This window comes from Sandaracinobacter sp. T42 (genome assembly GCF_059115405.1).
The window spans coordinates 208,805-226,870 of sequence record NZ_CM181101.1; the positions used below are offsets into that span (position 1 = coordinate 208,805).

17 protein-coding genes are annotated in these 18,066 nt (G+C 68.9%); 8 read left to right on the forward strand and 9 right to left on the reverse strand.

Going from position 1 to position 18,066, the window contains the following annotated elements:
- Window positions 1–39: 39 nt before the first annotated feature.
- The 5 genes from ACW9TV_RS01040 to rpmF form a co-directional block, all read right to left on the reverse strand.
- A complete protein-coding gene (locus tag ACW9TV_RS01040) occupies window positions 40–537 on the reverse strand; it encodes a MerR family transcriptional regulator (RefSeq protein WP_494304015.1) in 498 nt (165 codons plus the stop codon).
- Window positions 537–842 carry an integration host factor subunit alpha gene (locus tag ACW9TV_RS01045; protein ID WP_494304016.1) on the reverse strand — a complete coding sequence of 102 codons (306 nt, stop codon included), beginning with the start codon at window positions 840–842 and terminating at the stop codon, window positions 537–539. The genes ACW9TV_RS01040 and ACW9TV_RS01045 overlap by 1 nt, the downstream gene beginning before the upstream one ends.
- Before the next feature lie 181 nt (window positions 843–1,023).
- Complete coding sequence (locus ACW9TV_RS01050; protein WP_494304017.1) at window positions 1,024–1,986, reverse strand: beta-ketoacyl-ACP synthase III; 963 nt, start codon at window positions 1,984–1,986, stop codon at window positions 1,024–1,026.
- 5 nt (window positions 1,987–1,991) lie between these two features.
- Complete coding sequence (plsX, locus tag ACW9TV_RS01055) at window positions 1,992–3,029, reverse strand: phosphate acyltransferase PlsX (RefSeq protein ID WP_494305008.1); 1,038 nt, start codon at window positions 3,027–3,029, stop codon at window positions 1,992–1,994.
- Window positions 3,030–3,147: 118 nt separating this feature from the next.
- Window positions 3,148–3,327: a 50S ribosomal protein L32 gene (rpmF, locus tag ACW9TV_RS01060; protein WP_494304018.1), complete on the reverse strand. Its 180-nt coding sequence runs from the start codon at window positions 3,325–3,327 to the stop codon at window positions 3,148–3,150.
- A gap of 143 nt (window positions 3,328–3,470) precedes the next feature.
- On the opposite strand from rpmF, the gene ACW9TV_RS01065 reads away from it, so the two are divergent.
- Genes ACW9TV_RS01065 through ACW9TV_RS01075 form a run of 3 tightly spaced genes read left to right on the forward strand, consistent with a single transcriptional unit; the run spans window position 3,471 to window position 5,675 of the window.
- Window positions 3,471–3,878 (forward strand): MAPEG family protein, encoded by a 408-nt coding sequence (locus ACW9TV_RS01065; RefSeq protein WP_494304019.1) that lies wholly within the window; start codon window positions 3,471–3,473, stop codon window positions 3,876–3,878.
- A gap of 16 nt (window positions 3,879–3,894) precedes the next feature.
- Window positions 3,895–4,911: a glycoside hydrolase family 3 N-terminal domain-containing protein gene (locus ACW9TV_RS01070; RefSeq protein WP_494304020.1), complete on the forward strand. Its 1,017-nt coding sequence runs from the start codon at window positions 3,895–3,897 to the stop codon at window positions 4,909–4,911.
- Complete coding sequence (locus tag ACW9TV_RS01075; protein WP_494304021.1) at window positions 4,908–5,675, forward strand: segregation and condensation protein A; 768 nt, start codon at window positions 4,908–4,910, stop codon at window positions 5,673–5,675. The genes ACW9TV_RS01070 and ACW9TV_RS01075 overlap by 4 nt, the downstream gene beginning before the upstream one ends.
- Window positions 5,676–5,697: 22 nt before the next feature.
- Here ACW9TV_RS01075 and ACW9TV_RS01080 read toward each other — a convergent pair whose 3' ends face one another.
- The 3 genes from ACW9TV_RS01080 to sseA are packed head-to-tail and all read right to left on the reverse strand — an operon-like array spanning window position 5,698 to window position 9,157.
- Complete coding sequence (locus ACW9TV_RS01080; RefSeq protein ID WP_494304022.1) at window positions 5,698–7,125, reverse strand: amidase; 1,428 nt, start codon at window positions 7,123–7,125, stop codon at window positions 5,698–5,700.
- Window positions 7,122–8,360 (reverse strand): cystathionine beta-lyase, encoded by a 1,239-nt coding sequence (metC, locus tag ACW9TV_RS01085; RefSeq protein WP_494304023.1) that lies wholly within the window; start codon window positions 8,358–8,360, stop codon window positions 7,122–7,124. The genes ACW9TV_RS01080 and metC overlap by 4 nt, the downstream gene beginning before the upstream one ends.
- Entirely contained in the window at window positions 8,318–9,157 is an 840-nt protein-coding gene (gene sseA, locus ACW9TV_RS01090; RefSeq protein ID WP_494304024.1) for a 3-mercaptopyruvate sulfurtransferase, read from the reverse strand. Before sseA ends, metC begins: the two co-directional genes overlap by 43 nt.
- 160 nt (window positions 9,158–9,317) lie before the next feature.
- Between sseA and ACW9TV_RS01095 the strand changes: the two genes are divergently transcribed.
- From ACW9TV_RS01095 to rplI, 5 genes are all read left to right on the forward strand, one after another.
- On the forward strand, window positions 9,318–9,995 hold the full coding sequence (locus ACW9TV_RS01095; protein WP_494304025.1) for a hypothetical protein: 678 nt from the start codon (window positions 9,318–9,320) through the stop codon (window positions 9,993–9,995).
- 129 nt (window positions 9,996–10,124) lie between these two features.
- A complete protein-coding gene (locus ACW9TV_RS01100) occupies window positions 10,125–14,774 on the forward strand; it encodes an NAD-glutamate dehydrogenase (RefSeq protein WP_494304026.1) in 4,650 nt (1,549 codons plus the stop codon).
- A gap of 139 nt (window positions 14,775–14,913) precedes the next feature.
- The gene (gene rpsF / locus ACW9TV_RS01105; RefSeq protein ID WP_494304027.1) at window positions 14,914–15,342 is read left to right on the forward strand and encodes a 30S ribosomal protein S6; all 429 of its coding nucleotides are present in this window, start codon (window positions 14,914–14,916) and stop codon (window positions 15,340–15,342) included.
- Window positions 15,343–15,345: 3 nt separating this feature from the next.
- Complete coding sequence (gene rpsR, locus ACW9TV_RS01110) at window positions 15,346–15,570, forward strand: 30S ribosomal protein S18 (protein WP_140929080.1); 225 nt, start codon at window positions 15,346–15,348, stop codon at window positions 15,568–15,570.
- Between the two features lie 13 nt (window positions 15,571–15,583).
- Window positions 15,584–16,177 carry a 50S ribosomal protein L9 gene (gene rplI / locus ACW9TV_RS01115; protein ID WP_494304028.1) on the forward strand — a complete coding sequence of 198 codons (594 nt, stop codon included), beginning with the start codon at window positions 15,584–15,586 and terminating at the stop codon, window positions 16,175–16,177.
- A 110-nt stretch (window positions 16,178–16,287) separates the two neighbouring features.
- Here rplI and ACW9TV_RS01120 read toward each other — a convergent pair whose 3' ends face one another.
- The gene (locus ACW9TV_RS01120) at window positions 16,288–18,066 is read right to left on the reverse strand and encodes a hypothetical protein (protein WP_494304029.1); all 1,779 of its coding nucleotides are present in this window, start codon (window positions 18,064–18,066) and stop codon (window positions 16,288–16,290) included.

Below are 18,066 nucleotides of genomic sequence, written 5' to 3' on the forward strand. Positions count from 1 at the left end.
CAGCCGCCGGCGGCGGCAAGCCGGCGGGCGTTGTGCCGGTCAGGCCGCGAGTGCGGCGGCGAGGCGGTCGCGCAGGACCAGCAGTTCCGTCAGCAACGCGGGCGAAGGGGCCGGCGCCGGTGCAGGGCCCGGCGTGGGGCCTGATGCAGGGGCAACCTCCGGCTCGGCCGTTGGTTGCGGGACCATGGCGATGACGGGCGCCGCGGCCGGGCGGCCACGGCCGCGCGGCGCGACCGGTTCCCCGTTGGCGAGTGCCACGAGGTTCGAGGCGCCATGATCGGTGATCAGCTTGCGCACACCCTTCACGGTGTAGCCATCCTGGTGGAGGAGCTTGTGAAGCGCGGCGGCGAAGGCGACGTCGCCGGGGCGATAGTAACGGCGGTTGCCGCCGCGCTGCAGCGGCTTCAGTTCGGGGAAACGGGTTTCCCAGAAACGCAGCACATGCTGGGGCACACCGAGAAGTTCCGACACTTCACGAATGGTGCGGAAGGCCGCCGGATCCTTGCCCGGCGCATCGGTTTCAGCAGGAGGCGCCATCAATCGTTGATCTTCTGCCGGAGCAGCTGGCTGGGCCGGAAGGTGAGAACGGTGCGCGGCTGGATCGGAACCTCCACCCCGGTCTTGGGGTTGCGGCCGACACGCAGCCCCTTCTTGCGAAGGATGAAGCTGCCGAAGGAGGAGAGCTTGACGTTGCCGCCCTTGAGCAGCGCTTCGCCGATGGTATCCAGAACCTGTTCGACAAGATCGGCCGATTCCGCGCGCGAAAGCCCGATGGTGCGGTGCAGTTCATCCGCCAGATCCGCCCGCGTGAGCGTCGGTACCGATTTCTGGGATTGCGCCATTCGACCCCCCGACACCTGACAATCGAATCCAAACGACTCGGACAAGACCAGCCTTGAAAAGGAATGCTAATCAAAAGCGTGACTTGGCGAAAGCCCTTACAGTCTCGTGAAATGCTTCGTCACAATGGCAACGGGGCATGGCGCCCCGGAGCGACGACAGGCCGATCCGCCGCCGGCAGGATCAGGCCCGGATCAGCACCGCGCCCCAGGTGAATCCGCCGCCCATCGCTTCCAGCAGACAGAGGTCGCCGGGCTTGATCCGGCCGTCGCGCATGGCGGTGTCCAGCGCCAGCGGAACCGAGGCGGCCGACGTGTTGGCATGGCTGCCCACCGTCATCACCACCCGTTCCATCGGCAGGCCCAGCTTCTTGGCCGTCGCCTCAAGGATGCGCGCATTCGCCTGGTGGGGCACGATCCAGTCGATGTCCTGTGCAGAAAGCCCTGCGTCGTGAAGGACTTCCTCCGTGACCGATGCAAGGTTGGTGACCGCGTGGCGGAACACCTCTCGCCCTTTCATGCGCAGCTTGCCGACGGTGCCGGTGGAACCAGGACCACCATCCACGAACAGCAGGTCGTTGTGCCGGCCGTCTGCGTGCAGCCGCGCCGCCAGCACCCCGCGCGCATCCGTTTCCTGCGCTTCGAGGACGACGGCGCCGGCACCATCGCCGAAGAGGACGGCCGTGGTGCGGTCTTCCCAATCAAGGATGTGGCTGAAAAGTTCCGCGCCGATCACCAGCGCGCGATGGTGCGCCCCGGTACGGAGCATCGCATCCGCGACCGTCAGCGCATAGACGAAACCCGAGCAGACCGCCGCGACATCGAAGGCCGCGCCCTGCCGGATGCCGAGCCGGGCCTGCACCGTGGTGGCGGTGGCCGGGAAGGTCTGATCCGGCGTGGCGGTGGCGACGATCACCAGATCGATGTCGGCCGCCTTGACGCCCGCTGCCTGCAGGGCGGCCTGTGCCGCCGCCGTGGCGAGATCGGATGTCTTGACGCCGGGCGCGGCGATCCGCCGTTCACGGATGCCGGTGCGTTCGACGATCCATTCGTCGGACGTGTCCAGGCGGGCCGCGAGATCGGCGTTGGTGACGGTTTCAGGCGGCAGCGCGCTGCCGGTGCCGGTGATGACGGAGCGACGGGCCATGGCGGTCAGGCCGCGTCGGCCGCCGGGCCCGCGCCGGGGCGGGGCGCGGGCCTGTGGGCGGCGAAATTCGCGAGATCCTGACGGATCCGGGCATTGATATCCTGCGTGACCAGATCATGGGCGACGCCGATGGCGTTGGCGAAACCCTTGATGTTCGCGCCGCCATGGCTTTTCACCACGACCCCGTTCAGGCCCAGGAAGACTGCGCCATTGTGGTTGTTGGGATCCAGCTGATCCCGGAGCGCGCGCAGGGCGGAGCGGGAGAAGAGATAACCGATCTTCGTGAGCAGCGAGGCGCGATAGGCGTTCGCCAGAAGCCCCGTTACCAGCTTGGCGGTTCCCTCCGCCGTTTTCAGGGCGATGTTCCCGGAAAAGCCGTCGGTCACGATCACGTCGGTGTTGCCCTGGGCAATTCCGTTTCCTTCGACATTGCCCAGGAATTCCAGCGGCAGATTGACGGCGGCCGTGCGGATCAGGGCGGCGGCATCCCGGATGGCTTCCGTGCCCTTCATGTCTTCCTCGCCGATGTTGAGGAAGGCGACCTTGGGCCGATCCAGTCCCAGCACGGTGCGGGCGAAGGCGGCGCCCATCACGGCAAACTGCACCAGGTTTTCGGCATCGCATTCGGTGTTCGCGCCCAGATCGAGCACGACCGAATCGCTTTTCAGCGTGGGCATCAGGGCGACGAGCGCGGGCCGTTCGATATCGGGCATGGTGCGCAGCGCCAGCTTGGCCATCGCCATCAGTGCGCCGGTGTTGCCGGCCGAGACGGCGGCCTGTGCCTCCCCCGACTTCACCGCTTCGATCGCGAGCCCCATCGAGGTGGATTTCGCGCGGCGAATGGCCTGGCCGGGCTTGTCGGTGCCGAGGACGACACCATCGACATGGACGATTTCGGCTTCCGCGGCGAGGCGGGGCGCCTGGGCGAGCGCGGCGCGGATCGCGGCTTCCTGCCCGAACAGTCGGAAGCGAATCTCGGGGTATCGCTCACGCGCGAGTTCGGCCCCGCCGATCACGACTTCGGGGCCGACATCACCACCCATTGCATCAAGGGCAATGAGCGGGCGCTTCTGTTTCTTTTCTGCAGTCACGCGGCGTGACTAGCCATGGCGGGGCGGGGCTTCAAGCGCGGTTTCGCGGGCTGTTCCCCTGATCCGCCGATCAGTCTTCCGACGCGATGACTTCGCGGCCGTCGTAGAAGCCGCAGGCCGGGCAGATGTGGTGGTTCAGCTTCAGCTCGCCGCAGTTGGAGCATTCCTGGGGCTGCACCGCGACGAGGGCGTGGTGGCTGCGCCGCATGTTGCGCCGGGAAGGCGAGGTCTTGCGCTTGGGGACGGCCATGAGGCACCTTCTTCAATCAAATGGGCGGGAAGCGCACAATCCTGCGCGCCCGAACCGCCCGGACAGTTGGGAATCGAGCGCGCGGTCTTAGCCAAAAATCGCGAAAAGGCAAGAGGCGTGCGCCCGCCGGGGGAGAATCGGACATGCAGCTGACCATGTTGACCGCCGGGCTTCTCGGCCTGCTGATCGTAGCGCTGGGCCTGCGCGTCTCCGCCATCCGGCGCAGCGCGCATGTTTCGCTGGGCGACGGCGGCAACCCGCTGCTGGAACAGCGCATCCGCGCCCATGGCAATGCCGTGGAGACGATACCGATCGCGCTGATCCTGCTGGGGCTGGCCGAACGGGCTCTGGGCCAGCCCTGGTATCTGGTGGCGATGGCGGTGGTGCTGGTGATCGCCCGGCTGATCCACCCGATCGGGATGGCGATGCCTTCCCCCAACGCGGCGCGCGTGCTGGGCATTCTGGGCACATGGGGCGTGACCGGCATTCTTGCACTGATCCTGATCGGCCACGGAATCCGTCTGTGCCGGGCTTGCCTGTTGGGGGGCTGAACGGCATGTGGGCGGCATGATCCCCGCCTTCTTCGGCCTGGCCGGCACCGAGCTTTCCCCCGACGAGCGCGCACTGTTCGGCGCCTGCGCGCCTGCGGGCTACATCCTCTTCCGGCGCAACATCGACACGCCCGCGCAGGTTCGGGCGCTGACCGATTCGCTGCGCGACCTTTCCGGCAATCCCGACGTGCCGATCCTGATCGATCAGGAAGGCGGGCGCGTCGCCCGGCTGCGGCCCCCGCACTGGCCCGAGTTCCCGCCGCCCGTGGTGTTCGGGGAGGCGTTCGCAAAGGCCCCGCTGACGGCGATGGCCGCCGCGCGCGCCAATGCCCAGGCGCTGGGCGTGATGCTGGCGGAACTGGGCATCAACGTCGATTGCCTGCCGCTGCTGGATGTGAAGGCGGACGGCATGCACGAGGTGATCGGCGACCGCAGCTATGGCAGCGATCCGGCGATGGTCGCCTCGCTCGGCCGCGCCACGCTGGACGGGCTGAAGGCCGGCGGCTGCGTCGGCGTGGTGAAGCACATCCCCGGCCATGGGCGGGGAACGCTCGATTCGCACCTGGCGCTGCCGACCGTGGCGGCGAGCGCGGCGGAACTGGAAACCGACCTGATCCCCTTCCGGCGGCTGGCCGATGCGCCGATGGCCATGACGGCGCACATCCTTTATCCGGCCTGGGACGAGACCTTCTGCGCCTCGCTTTCCCCCACGATCATCCGCGACATCATCCGGGGCGCCATCGGCTTCGACAATCTGCTGATGTCGGACGATCTCGGCATGCAGGCGCTGGGCCTGCAGCCGGGTGGCAACAGCATGGGCGGCCGCGCGACAGGCGTGATCGCCGCCGGTTGCGACATCGCGCTGCACTGTTCGGGCGACTTCGCAGAGATGCGGGAGGTCGCCGACGCGCTGGGGCCGATTTCCGGAGCGGCGGCCGAACGGCTGGCGCGCGCGATGCGCTGGACGATGGCGCCTTCGGGCACGGTCACGGAACTGGCCGCGAAACGCGACGCGCTTCTGGCCGCGGCATGACCGGGCCGTTCGCGGAGGATCCACCGCGGACCACGCCGCCCCCTGAGACGCTGATCGTCTCGTTCGAGAGCTGGGAAGGCCCGCTGGACCTTCTGCTGAACCTGGCGCGCCACCAGAAGATCGACCTGGCGAAGATCCCGATCCTGCCGCTGGTGGAGCAGTATCTGGAGCATATCCGCAAGGCCCGCGCCCTGCGGCTGGAGATCGCGGCCGATTATCTGGTGATGGCGGCCTGGCTTGCCTATCTGAAATCCGCGCTGCTTCTGCCGCGGGAGGAGCAGCCCGATCCGGACCCGAACATCCTGGCCGAACGGCTACGCTGGCGCCTGCAGCGACTGGAAGCCATGCGCGACGCCGCCGACCGGCTGATGCGGCGCGACCTTCTGGGCCGCGACGTGTTCGCGCGCGGCAGGCCCGAAGGCCTGCGCACCATCCGCCAATCGCAGTGGGATGCGACGCTGTATGATCTGCTGCAGGCCTATGGCGCGCTGAACCAGCGGCCGAAGCCCGGCCCCTGGACCCCCCACAACCGGGGCGCGATCTGCACGCTGGAAGAAGCGCTGCAGCGACTTTCGGGCCTGATCGGCACCGCACTGGACTGGACCGATCTGGCGAAATTCCTGCCCGCCACCGAAGACCCGCAGCTGACGCGCTCCACCATTGCCTCCTCGTTCGTGGCGGCGCTGGAACTGACGCGCACGGGCCAGGCGGAACTGAGCCAGTCCGGGGCGTTCGCGCCGTTGATGCTGCGTGTGAAGCAGTAGGCTGGCGGAACGGCGCGCGCCCTCAGATATGCGGGCGCCGCCCCGCCCAGGGCGCTTCGATTTCCAGTTCGGCCGCGACTTGCAGCAGCAGATCCTCCCTGCCGAAGGGGGCCATCAGCATCACGCCGACGGGCAGATGATCGTGGCTGGTGCCCAGCGGCAGGCTGATGGCTGGACAGCCGCTGATGTTGGCCAGCGAGGCGTAGGGGCTGAAGGCGGAGAATTCGGCGCCGAACTCGGCCGGGCTGTCCTGGTCCAGATCGAGGATGCCGAGATCGATGGGGGGTTTGGCAAGCGTGGGGCTGAGCAGCAGATCATGGCTTTCGAAAAAACCGTCGACGGCGATGGCGGCGGATTCGAAGGTTGCGATGGCCGCCTGAAGGTCTTCGCCGCTGCGACCGGCGGCGATGTGGCGCCACATGGCGGTGATCTTCTCGATCGAATCCGGCGTGGCTTCATGGCCGACGAGGGCCGCGTGGGTCGAAAGGGTGCGCGCGGTGCAGATGGCGATATTGGTGACGTTCGCGGCCATCAGCGCCGGCCAGTCGACATCGGGCCGGGCTTCGCGGACGCGGTGGCCCCTGTGGCCCAGCAGCAGGGCGGCATCATGCACGGCGCCATGCACATCCGGATCGACATGTTCGCCGCCGTAGGGGTATGTCATCAGGCCGATATCCAGGCGGGGCAGCCTGCGCTGGAGGGCGGCGAGCCAGCCGCCTTCGGGAACGGCGGGGCGGACCCGGTCCCCCGAGGCGGGATGCGCGAAAACATCGAGGAATGCGGCGGCGTCGCGGACGGAGCGGCTGATGGGGCCGATGCCGGACAGGCCGTTCCAGTCCTCCACCTTGCCCGGCCCGAGCGGGATGCGGCCACGCGATGTCTTGAGGCCGAGGAGGCCGCAGCAGCTGGCGGGCACCCGCACGGAGCCGCCGCCATCCGACGCCTGCGCCAGCGGAACCACACCTGCGGCCACGGCCGCGGCCGCCCCGCCAGAGGAGCCGCCCGTCGTCTTTGCGGTGTTCCACGGATTTCGGGTGATGCCGTGGGCCAGCGATTCCGTGGTGACGGTGAGGCCAAGTTCCGGCGTCGTCGTCTTGCCGAAGGTGATGAGGCCAGCGGCATCGGCGCGATCGATGAAGAGCGAGCTGGTGGCGGCGATATGATCGAGGTAGCGGCTGCCCGATCCGGTGCGGACCCCGGCGATGTCGATGCCCAGATCCTTCACCAGAAAGGGAACCCCCGCGAGCGGCGAATCGGGCAGCGGCCTGGAAAGCTGCGCCTGCGCGCGGTCCGCGCAATCCTGCGCCATGAAGTTCAGCAGCGGCTGGGTGGCCGTCGCCCGGTCGATCGCAACCTGGAGCAATTCCCCTGCCGTGACATCCCCCTTCTTCACCAGCTGCGCGAGGCCCACGGCATCTGTGTCGCGATAAAGGGATGCGATGTCGGTCATTCCAGTCTCCCCAGCCTGTCGAGCGCTGCGGACAGATCCGCGATCAGATCATCCGGATCCTCCAGCCCGACAGACAATCTTAGGCTGAGGCCGGACGGCTTGAAACTGTTGAGTCTGCGAATTTTTTCCGGGCTGGTGGGGATGGCGAGGCTTTCAAAGCCGCCCCAGGAGAAGCCGATGCCGAAGTGGCGCAGACCGTCGAAGAACAGGGGCGCATCCGCGCGGGAGCCGGTGTTGAGGACGACGCCGAACAGGCCGGAGCTGCCGGAAAAATCCCGCTTCCAGACCTCGTGGCCGGGGCAGTCGGGGAAGGCGGGGTGCAGCACGCGGTCCACAAGCGGATGCGCCTTCAGCCAGTGCGCGATCTTCAGCGCGGACTGTTCGTGGCGCGCCATGCGGACGGGCAGCGTGCGGAAGCCGCGCAGCGCCAGCGCCGCTTCATCCCCGGATACGCACTGGCCAAGCTGCCAGGCGGTGTTGCGCAGGCGGGGAAAATGTTCGGCCGTGGCGGAAACGGCGCCCATCATCACGTCGGAATGACCGCCGACATATTTGGTGAGCGCCTGGACGACCATGTCGCAGCCGGCGGCGATTCCCTTGAAGACATGGCTGGCGGCCCATGTGTTGTCGAGCAGGGTGGGAATTCCGGCGGCCCGGGCGGCGGCCGTGATGGCGGGCACGTCCTGCACCTCGAACGTGAGGGAGCCGGGCGATTCGAGCAGGACCAGCGCGGTTTCGGGGCGGAACAGGGCGGAAATGGCGCCGCCGATCAGCGGGTCGTAGGGCTGGGCATCCACGCCCAGCCGTTTCAGCAGCCCCTGTCCCATCAGCGTGGTGGGATCATAGGCGCTGTCGGGCAGGAGGATATGGCTGCCGGGCTTCGCGACCGACAGGATCGCGCCCGCGATCGCTGCCACGCCCGAGGGATAGAGCATGGTGCCGGCCGCGCCGGGTTCGAGGCCGGTCAGCGCTTCGCGCAGGGCCCAGGTGGTGGGGGTGCCCTTGCGGCCATAGAACAGGGTTTCATCCTGTGCGAGATTGGCCGCGTCCATGTCCGCGATGGTGGGATAGAGGATCGTGGACGCCCGCCAGACGGGCGGGTTCACGATCCCGCCCGTGCCCTCGCGATTCTGCGTCCATTCCGGCCGCCGCCCGGCGGCCGAGGCCCAGGTTTCGGGCTTGTCCGGCCCGCTCAAGCCCCCGTCACGACCGGCGTATCGGCCTGCGCGCCCCATTCCGCCCAGCTGCCGTCATAGAGCGCCGGCGCCTTGACGCCCAGAACGGTGGCGGCCAGCACGATGCTGGCGGCGGTGACGCCGGAACCGCAGGTGGCGATCAGCGGCTTTTCCGGATCGACGCCGGCGTCGGCGAAGGCGGCCTTCAGCCCGGCTGCATCCTTCAGCGTGCCGTCGGCGTTGTAGAGGTTCGTGTGCGGAAGGCTCTTCGCGCCGGGCATGTGGCCGGGGCGGACACCCGGCCGCGCTTCCGGTTCGCTGCCGGCAAAGCGGGCGGCCGAACGGGCATCGACGACCTGCGCCGCGCCCGACTTCAGATTTTCGCGCATCGCATCGAGATCGCGCACGCCGGAGAAATCGGCCCAGACGGTGAAGTGGCGGTGGCGCACGACCGGCTTGCCGCTTTCCAGCGCGCCGCTGGCGGCCTTCCAGGCCTCGAGCCCGCCATTCAGAACGGCGACCTGATGGGCGCCGAACACATGGAACATCCACCAGGCCCGCGCGGCGGATTTCAGGGGTGAATTGTCGTAGACGATGATGCGCGAACCGTCGCCCAGGCCCATCGCCTGCGCGCGGGAAGCGAATTTTTCCGGCTTCGGCAGCATGAAGGGCAGACCCGACGAGGCGTCGGCCACTTCCTCGAGATCCAGGAAGACGGCGCCGGGAATATGCGCGGCCTCGAACTCGGCACGGGCGTTGCGGCCATGTTCCGGCAGGAACAGGCTTGCATCGACGACGCGCACGTCGCTTTTTTCCAGTTCGCCCTTCAGCCACTCGGCGCTGACAATCGCGTCCATTTAGTCCCCCAAGATCACCATGGGCCAATATTGCCCGGACAGGCAGGCCTGGCCGGTTCCTCGGGCCTTTACCGGCCCCGGATGGCGGCGACAAGCGGCACGACATGCGGCGCGGCACGCGGATTCAAGCCGGCACCCGCCCAGCCGTGAAAGGGCCGTGATGAATGCAGGCGCCGGAACAACAGAGGCCCGCGAAGGGCCGGGCCCGTGGGCGGCACGCCGGCAGCGCGCGGCGGCCGGGCGCGTCGCGGGCGCCGGCGAGGATCTTGCGGAACCGACGCGCCCCTGCGGGCAGGCGCCGCTGGGTGTGGAACGGCGGCTGCCGAACCGGGCGGAGGCGCTGTGGATGCGGCTGCGCGGGGGGCAGCGACTGCCGCCGGCATCCGCCGCCGGGGCACTGCTGGCACCGCCGTTCGCGGCGCAGGCGTTGCGGGTGGATCTGTTCCCCGGCGGCGCGGGTGCGGTGACGCACGTGGGCGCGGACCTGGCGCAGATGGGATTCGCGGCCCCGACCAACGAACTTGTGATGGCGGGCCTTCGCGCGGACGATGCGACCCTGGACGTGGGCGCGCGGATGGCGGCCCTGGCGGTTTCGGCGATCGCGGCCGAAACCCCGCTGCACCTGGACAGCGATTTCGACCCGGACATCGGCGCCCCCCGCCCCGGCCTGCTGTTCCGGGCGGTTGCCCTGCCCTTTGCCCCGGAAGCCGGCGACGGCACATCGGGCCTGGCCGTGGCGCTGCTGTCCTGGCGGCATCTTCTGCCAGCTGCGGAAACCGCGGCCCTTTACCGCGAACTGCGCGCCGCAATCGGCTGGATGGACCAAAACAGCCGCTGAAACGCCCTGTTTTCCGCAGAATATTCGGCCCCTGCCGCAAGATTCCGACGCTCCCGCTGCGACAAGCCCTGTATGTGTAAGGAATAGCGACAAGATGGCCAAAGGCCGCGGCACAGGAAGAGCGATCAAATGCCCAGCAAGGCGAAGCCGGCGAACAGCCCCGCAGACTCCGATTCTTTCCCGCAGGCGCTGAAGCGCCAGTTCCGCGACCTGCTGTTCGGCAGCGCATCCGACAGTGAAGTGGAGGGGCTGAGCGAAGCCGATCTGGACCGGCTGGCCGATTTCGCCTTCCGCGCCTTTGCGGTGCGGCTGCCGGGCACCCACAGCGTGAACGTGGGGGCGGGCGAAGGCGAAGTGGGCCACCGCCACATGGCGGTGGCGCTTTCGACCGACGACATGCCCTTCCTGGTGGATTCGGCGACGGCCGCGATCGGGGGGTTCGGGCTGGAGATCCAGCGGCTGTTCCACCCCATCCTTTCCGTGCGGCGCGATGCCGCCGGGCAGGTGGTTTCACTGGGCGAGGCGGACGCCCCGCGCGAGAGCCTGATCCTGATGGACGTGGAACGGGCACCGGCGAAGAAGCGGGCAGACCTGACGCTGGCGCTGGAACAGGCCTATGCGGACGTGCGCGCCGCCGTGACCGACTGGCAGCCGATGCTGAAGGAACTGCGCGCGGCCGCTCGCGGGCTGAACGACAGCCCGCCGCCCATCGCGCCGCACGTGCTGGCGGAAACCATCGCCTTCCTGGAATGGCTGGCTTCGGACAATTTCACCCTTCTGGGCTTCGCCGACGGGGACAGCCGGCTGGGCCTGCTGCGGGACCGGGCGCGCTGGCCCGCGCCGGAAGAAGACGGGCAGTCGGCAGAGCCCGTCAGCATCCACAAGTCGCCGAGCCGATCCACCGTGCACCGCAGCGTGCCGCTGGACCTGATCACCGTGCGGCGATTCGATTCGAAGGGCTCGGTGACGGGTGCGGCGCACTTCCTGGGCCTGTTCGCCAGCGCCGCCCTGCGCGAAAGCCCCCGGCGCGTGCCGCTGGTGCGCCGCAAGGTGGCCGAAGTGGCCGAGGCGCTGGGCTATGCCCCGCGCAGCCACGCGGGCCGGGCGCTGACCCATGTGATCGAGACTTTCCCGCGCGAGGAAATGTTCCAGATCGACACGCAGGAACTGCTGGCGATGGCCAGAGGGCTGCTGAGCCTGCTGGACCGGCCGCGCCCGCAGCTGTTCGCCCGGCGGGATGCGCGATCGAACAAGGCCTCGTTCCTGGTCTATATTCCGCGCGAAACCTATTCGGCGGATCTGCGCGCGCGGATCGGCCGGATGCTGGAGGCGGAAACCGGCGGCCGGCTGGAAAAGTTCGATGCCGAGCTGCGCGCCGAGGGACTGGCGCGGGTGCATTATGTCGTCGACGGCGTGGCCGCCGACCCCGGCACGGCTGCGCTGAACCAGAAGCTGGTGCTGCTGACCCGTGGCTGGGATGACGAACTGGAACTGGCGCTGGTGGACAGGGCCGGGGCGATCCGGGCGGCTCGGCTGGCGCTTTCGCACGGGCGGGCCTTTTCACCCGGCTACCGATCCGAATTCACGCCGGCGGAAGCCGCCGACGACATCCTGCGGCTGACGGAACTGTCCACCCCGGAGGACCGGCATGTGGCGCTGTACCGGCGCGAGGGCGATCCGGACACGACCATCCGGCTGAAGATCTACCGCCTGGGCGAGATCATCCCGCTGTCGGAATCGGTGCCGATGCTGGAGAATTTCGGCTTCCGGGTGATCGAGGAAGTGCCCTACGACCTGGCGGACGGGGAACTGGGCTGGATCCACGACTTCAAGCTGGAAGCAACCGTGCCGGCCGAGGAGCTGGACCCTTTCTGCCGGGTGGTGAACCCGGCGCTGGACGCGGTTCTGACCGGCACGCAGGAAAATGACGCCTTCAACGCGCTGATTCCGGCCTGCGGGCTGAGCGCGGAGGAAGCCAACTGGCTGCGGGCCTGGTTCCGCTATCTGCGGCAGACGGGCAGCGCCTATTCCATCCAGACGGTGGTGGACGTGCTGAAGCGCAACCGCCCCGCGACCCTGGCGCTGGTGGCCCTGTTCCGGGGGCTTCACGGCCCGGACGCTTCGAAGAAGGCGGCCGATGCCGCGGAAGAGAACTTCCGCGAAGCACTGGACGCCGTGCAGGCGATCGACGACGACCGGATCCTGCGGCTGTTCCTTGGCCTTGTGAAGGCGATGCTGCGCACCAACGCCTTCGTGCCCGGCGGGCCGGCGGCGCTGGCGTTCAAGCTGGAATCGGCGCGGGTGCCGGGGCTGCCCAAGCCGCTGCCCTGGCGGGAGATCTGGGTGTACAGCCCGCGCGTGGAAGGCATCCACCTGCGCGGCGGCCCGATCGCGCGCGGGGGCTTGCGCTGGTCTGACCGGCGGGATGATTTCCGCACCGAGGTGCTGGGGCTGGTGAAGGCCCAGATGGTGAAGAACAGCGTGATCGTGCCGACCGGCGCGAAGGGCGGATTCTTCCCGAAACAGCTGCCCGACCCCGCGCAGAACCGGGACGCCTGGGCGGCCGAGGGGCTTGAAGCCTACAAGCTGTTCATCCGCACGCTGCTGTCCATCACCGACAATCTGGATGTCGACGGCAAGGTGGTGCCGCCGCCCCATGTGAAGCGGCTGGATCCGGACGATCCCTATCTGGTGGTCGCGGCCGACAAGGGCACCGCGACCTTTTCCGACACGGCCAACGGCATCGCGCTGGACGCCGGATTCTGGCTGGGCGACGCCTTCGCCAGCGGCGGCTCCGTCGGCTATGACCACAAGGCGATGGGGATCACGGCGCGCGGCGCCTGGGTTTCGGTGACGCGCCACTTCGCCGAAATGGGCATCGACGTGCAGTCAGACACCGTCACCGTGGCGGGCGTGGGCGACATGAGCGGCGACGTGTTCGGCAACGGCATGCTGCTGTCGAAGAGCCTGAAGCTGGTGGCGGCCTTCGATCACCGCCACATCTTCCTCGATCCCGCGCCGGACCCCGCGAAAAGCTGGGCGGAACGCGCGCGGCTGTTCGCCCTGCCGCGTTCCAGCTGGGCGGATTATGATGCGAAGCTGATCTCGAAGGGCGGCGGCGTGTTTCCGCGCAGCCAGAAATCCATCCCGCTGTCGCCCGAAGTGCGGGCGCTGCTGAAGACCGAGGCGGAGGAACTGGCGCCGGCGGAGCTGATGTCGGCCATCCTGAAGGCGCCCGTCGACCTGCTGTGGTTCGGCGGTATCGGCACTTATCTGAAGGCTTCGACCGAATCGAACGCCGATGTGGGCGACCGGGCGAACGACGCGATCCGGGTGAACGGGCAGGATGTGCGCGCGCGGGTGATCGGCGAAGGCGCGAACCTGGGCGTGACACAGGCCGGGCGCATCGAGTTCGCCAGCCATGGCGGGCGGCTGAACACCGACTTCATCGACAATTCCGCGGGCGTCGACACTTCGGACCATGAAGTGAACATCAAGATCGCGCTTGGGGCGGCCAGCCGCGCCGGGCGGCTTTCCGGCGACGCGCGCGACAGGCTGCTGGCCGACATGACGAGCGAGGTCGCCGCGCTGGTGCTTTCGAACAATGCGGCGCAGACGCTGATCCTGTCCGTCGTCGAGGCGCATGCGCGCGAACAGCTGCAGGGCCATGTGCGGCTGATGGAGATGCTGGAAGCCTCCGGCCGGCTGGACCGGCAGGTGGAAGGCCTGCCGGGGCCGCGCGACATCGAGGAGCGCAAGCGGCTGAACCGGGGGCTGACACGGCCCGAACTCGCCGTGCTGCTGTCCTACACCAAGATGGAGCTGAAGGACGCGCTGGTCGAATCCGATCTGGTGGCGGATCCGCTGCTGGAAGCGGATCTGTTCCGCGCCTTCCCGCCGATGATGCGCAAGCCTTACGAGGCGGAGATTCGCGGCCACCAGCTGCGCCGCCAGATCGTGGCCACCAAGCTCGCCAACCTGCTGGTGAACCGGGGCGGCGTGACGCTGGCCCACGACCTTTCCGCCGAGCTGGGCGTGTCGCTGCCGACGGTTGCGGCCGCTTTCGTTTCCGCGCGGACGCTGTTCGACCTGGAAAGCCTGTGGGCGGCGATCGACGCCGCGAAGGTGCCCGCCGCGCAGGCCCTGGCCTTCCACGGCGAAGCGGCCGCCGTGACACGGGTGCTGGTGGGCGACCTGGCCGTGCGCACCGGCGCGGAAAGCCCGGAACGGCTTTCGGCCCGGCTGGCGCCCGGCCTGAAGCGGGTGCTTCCCCGGCTGGACACGCTGCTGCGGCCCGAACCCCGCGCGCAGGTGGAAGCCATCCGCCAGCGCCTGACGCTGGCCGGCGCGCCGACCGACGTGGTGGACTGGATCGCGACGCTGCATGCCCTTTCGGGAGCCGCAGGCGTTGTGGCGCTGGCATCCGACCTGAGGCTGGACGAAGGCAAGACGGCGCAGGCCTATACAAGGCTGGGCGAAGCGCTGGCGATCGACTGGGCGCATGGCGCGACCCGCGCGCTGACGCCTGCCGACAGCTGGGAGCGGCTGCTGGCAGCGACCACGACGCGCGCATTCGAAACGATGCGGCTTGACCTGATCGGCCGGCTGACATCCGAAGGCGGCGACCCACTGGCGGAAACGGAAGGCTGGCTGAAGGCCCATGCCGGTGCCGCCGACGCGATCACCCGCACCATCCAGACGGCACGCAACGGCGGCGCGCCGACGCTGGCGATGCTGGCGCATCTGGCGACGGTGGCGCAGGCGGCGCTGAAGAGTTGAGCCTTCGCCCGCGCGAGGCGGCTGCGAACCTTGCAAACCGGGGCGGCTTCCGCTAGGGGCCGCCCCTTCAAGACAGCCGGAGGGGCCATGCGCGGAATTCGCCGCGAGGTCAGCGATCGGCACAGGAAGAGAGAAACGCATGCCGTTCTACGAGCATGTCTACCTCGCGCGTCAGGATCTGGCGCCGGCGCAGGTGGAAAGCATCACCGAAGCGTTCACGAAAGTCGTGGCCGACAATGGTGGCGAAGTGAAGAGCACCGAATATTGGGGCCTTCGCAACATCGCCTATCGGATCGCGAAGAACCGCAAGGCGCATTATGTGCTGCTGAACATCGAGGCCCCGGCGGCCGCGGTGCAGGAGCTGGAGCGCCAGGTGGGCCTGAACGAGGACGTGATCCGCTATCAGACCATTCGCGTGGACGCCCTGGAAACCGGCCCGTCCGCGATGATGAAGAAATCCGACCGTGGCGACCGCGCCGAGCGCGGTGAGCGTGGCGAACGCGGTGACCGTGGCGGTCGTGGCGAACGCGCGCCGCGCGCCCCCCGCGTTGAAGAAGGAGCCTGGTAAGCCATGGCACGCCCGTTTTTCCGTCGCCGCAAGAGCTGCCCCTTCTCGGGCAACAATGCGCCGAAGATCGATTACAAGGATATCCGCCTGCTGCAGGGCTTCGTTTCCGAGCGTGGCAAGATCGTCCCCTCGCGCATCACGGCGGTTTCCGCCAAGAAGCAGCGCGAGCTTTCGCAAGCCATCAAGCGCGCACGCCACCTCGGCCTGCTGCCCTATCTCGTGAAGTAAGGGAGGCGCGACAATGGATGTGATCCTTCTCGAGCGCGTTGAAAAGCTCGGCCGCATTGGCGACGTGGTTTCCGTGAAGCCCGGCTTCGCGCGCAACTTCCTGCTGCCGCGCGGCAAGGCCCTTCGCGCCACCGACGCCAACAAGGCGAAGTTCGAAGCGCAGCGCGCAACGATCGAAGCCGACAACGCCAAGCGCCGCGAAGCGGCCGAAGCGCAGGCCGCCACCATGACCGATGTTTCGGTCGTGCTGATCCGCCAGGCTTCGAACGCCGGCGCGCTGTACGGTTCGGTTTCGGCCCGCGACATCGCGGACGCCGTGACGGAAACCGGCCACAAGATCGCCAAGAATGCCGTCGTGCTGGACAAGCCGATCAAGACGCTGGGCATTTCCACGGTGAAGCTGGTGCTGCACCCGGAAGTGACGGTTTCGGCCAAGGTGAACGTCGCCCGTTCGCCGGAAGAAGCGGAACTGCAGGCCCAGGGCGTCGACGTGACGGCCGACCTGTTCGAACGCGAGGAAGCCGGCTTCACCGAGGAATTCGACGCGACGGCCGAACCGGGCACCCTGCCCACGGACGAAGCGGCCGAGGAATCGACCGAAGCGTAAGCGGCGGCCGGGGCACTGGCCCCGGACAATCCGAATGACGAAAGGGCCCCGGATATCCTCCGGGGCCCTTTTTCAATGGCCGGTATTCTGCCGGCCGTGCCGCCTGCGGGTCAGCCGCGTGTTGCGGCTTCGGCCACGATCAGCCGGGCTTCCGGCGCATGTCCGATGGCGACAAGGGCCCGCGCGATTCGGCGGAGCTGATCCGGGTGGACTTCCGCCCAGCTGCCGCGAAGGGCGCTGGCTGCGATCAGGATGACTTCGCCGGACCGGCGGGCAGCGACGGCGCGATCCAGTGCACGCGTCCAGTCATTGTCGAGCGGGGCGATATCCGGGCCGACCTTGCCGCGCCCCAACCCATCCAGACCCGCCGCCAGCAGCTGCGCACGATGCGCGGGCACGGATTTCGCCCAGCCGTCGAACAAGGTGGATTCAACCGGCGTCCGAACCGAGGCGGCCGCCAGCGGCCCCCAGGCGGCTGATCGGTCGTCGCCCTCCAGAACCGGCCACCAGCGATCGGCGATAGGTGTGATCCCCGCCGCAAGCAGGCTCTGGATCAGTGCCGGGGCGTCGGCCGACAGGGCTGCATCGGGCCGGATCCGGGCGGCGGCCGGCGCGGTCGCCACCTGCCAGCCATATGCAGCGAGCGAGCCTTTCGGGGCCAGACCCCAGAGCGACTTCATCGCCGAGATCCTGTCCGCCACACCGGCTGCGACATTGGCGGTGCGCAGGCGGCCGCCGGGGCTTTCCCCGGCAGCGGCCGGATCGAGCGCGTCCGCCTCTGCCGCGAGGATGCGGTTCACTTCGGCCGTGCTGATGGCGCCGGTGGCAACGGCTTCGGGCGCGACACCGGCACGGCTTTCCAGCGATTGGCCGGGCAGGCGCACATACCAGGCCTTCTGCTGTGGCGTGGCGGCGCTGAGGAGCGGGGCCGGAATATCCAGCCCGGCCGCGCTGGCAAGCCCCAGCCGCCAAGCCGTCAGGCCCGATGAGGCCTCTTCCCATTCCGGGTTCGCGCCGCGCCGCCCCGCGCCCGTTGCAGAAGCGACGCGTTCGGCGAGGCCGATATCGAACGCGGAGACCTGTTCCCGCCGCCGCAGCTGATCGAACTGGGCGGCGGCCCCCACATCATCGCCCAGGATGGCAAGGCACATGGCATCCGCCAGCGCCCATGTGGGGCTTTCGGTGACGACCCGTGCCAGCGGCGAGAGCGGACACAGCGCCATCGGATCCCCTGCCGCGACGGCCGCCAGAACCGCCGCATTGTAGAGCGGCGCGGTGTAGCGATCGACGGCGATCCCCGAGACGAGGCGATGTGCATCGGTTGCAGCGCCCATCGCCACCAGGGCCCGGGCGCGGGCGGACACCCAGTCTGCCGGGTTGATCGGGCCGGGGGCTTCCGCTGCCGTCAGCAGGGTGCGCTGCAGCAGCACCTGCCCCCAGCGGCTGGCCAGCGGCCTGTCGATGCGGGCGAGGAGCGCGGTGAGGAAGCGGGCGTCGGAGCCGGTGAACAGATCCGCCCGGTAGCCGCCATTGCCCGGCCCCAGCAGGCCGGCGCGTTCCGGCTGGACGGTGGGCCCCGCCAGTTCGGCCAGCGGATCCGTCGGCGCCTCTTCCTCCGGCGGCGGGGGCGGCGCTTCGGGCGCGGGGAGCGGTTCGAACCCCGGCAACGGGGTGGGCGCCGTGGATGGCGCCGTGGAAACCGCGCCCTCCACGGTGCCGGGCGGGGGGGGCGCGGTGTCCGCGATGTCGTCCGGCAGGAGCGACTTCGGCGCGCCGCCGGCCGGCGGCTGGGCCTGGGCCTGGGCCTGGAGGGGGACGACAGGCAGGAGCGTGACGCCCAGAAGGAGAATCCAGCGCCGCAGGGCCGGGACGTTTGCGCTAGCTGGCAT

What these genes read in the sequence shown, in the direction of transcription:
- sseA (WP_494304024.1), bottom strand. Translation starts at nt 9,157, where the DNA reads ATGGACGCGATTGTCAGCGCCGAGTGGCTGAAGGGCGAACTGGAAAAA.
- ACW9TV_RS01080 (WP_494304022.1), bottom strand. Translation starts at nt 7,125, where the DNA reads ATGACCGACATCGCATCCCTTTATCGCGACACAGATGCCGTGGGCCTC.
- ACW9TV_RS01075 (WP_494304021.1), top strand. Translation starts at nt 4,908, where the DNA reads ATGACCGGGCCGTTCGCGGAGGATCCACCGCGGACCACGCCGCCCCCT.
- rplI (WP_494304028.1), top strand. Translation starts at nt 15,584, where the DNA reads ATGGATGTGATCCTTCTCGAGCGCGTTGAAAAGCTCGGCCGCATTGGC.
- metC (WP_494304023.1), bottom strand. Translation starts at nt 8,360, where the DNA reads ATGGGGCGCGCAGGCCGATACGCCGGTCGTGACGGGGGCTTGAGCGGG.
- plsX (WP_494305008.1), bottom strand. Translation starts at nt 3,029, where the DNA reads ATGGGTGGTGATGTCGGCCCCGAAGTCGTGATCGGCGGGGCCGAACTC.
- rpmF (WP_494304018.1), bottom strand. Translation starts at nt 3,327, where the DNA reads ATGGCCGTCCCCAAGCGCAAGACCTCGCCTTCCCGGCGCAACATGCGG.
- ACW9TV_RS01100 (WP_494304026.1), top strand. Translation starts at nt 10,125, where the DNA reads ATGCCCAGCAAGGCGAAGCCGGCGAACAGCCCCGCAGACTCCGATTCT.
- ACW9TV_RS01040 (WP_494304015.1), bottom strand. Translation starts at nt 537, where the DNA reads ATGGCGCCTCCTGCTGAAACCGATGCGCCGGGCAAGGATCCGGCGGCC.
- ACW9TV_RS01120 (WP_494304029.1), bottom strand. Translation starts at nt 18,066, where the DNA reads ATGCCAGCTAGCGCAAACGTCCCGGCCCTGCGGCGCTGGATTCTCCTT.
- rpsF (WP_494304027.1), top strand. Translation starts at nt 14,914, where the DNA reads ATGCCGTTCTACGAGCATGTCTACCTCGCGCGTCAGGATCTGGCGCCG.
- ACW9TV_RS01050 (WP_494304017.1), bottom strand. Translation starts at nt 1,986, where the DNA reads ATGGCCCGTCGCTCCGTCATCACCGGCACCGGCAGCGCGCTGCCGCCT.
- ACW9TV_RS01065 (WP_494304019.1), top strand. Translation starts at nt 3,471, where the DNA reads ATGCAGCTGACCATGTTGACCGCCGGGCTTCTCGGCCTGCTGATCGTA.
- rpsR (WP_140929080.1), top strand. Translation starts at nt 15,346, where the DNA reads ATGGCACGCCCGTTTTTCCGTCGCCGCAAGAGCTGCCCCTTCTCGGGC.
- ACW9TV_RS01095 (WP_494304025.1), top strand. Translation starts at nt 9,318, where the DNA reads ATGAATGCAGGCGCCGGAACAACAGAGGCCCGCGAAGGGCCGGGCCCG.
- ACW9TV_RS01045 (WP_494304016.1), bottom strand. Translation starts at nt 842, where the DNA reads ATGGCGCAATCCCAGAAATCGGTACCGACGCTCACGCGGGCGGATCTG.
- ACW9TV_RS01070 (WP_494304020.1), top strand. Translation starts at nt 3,895, where the DNA reads ATGATCCCCGCCTTCTTCGGCCTGGCCGGCACCGAGCTTTCCCCCGAC.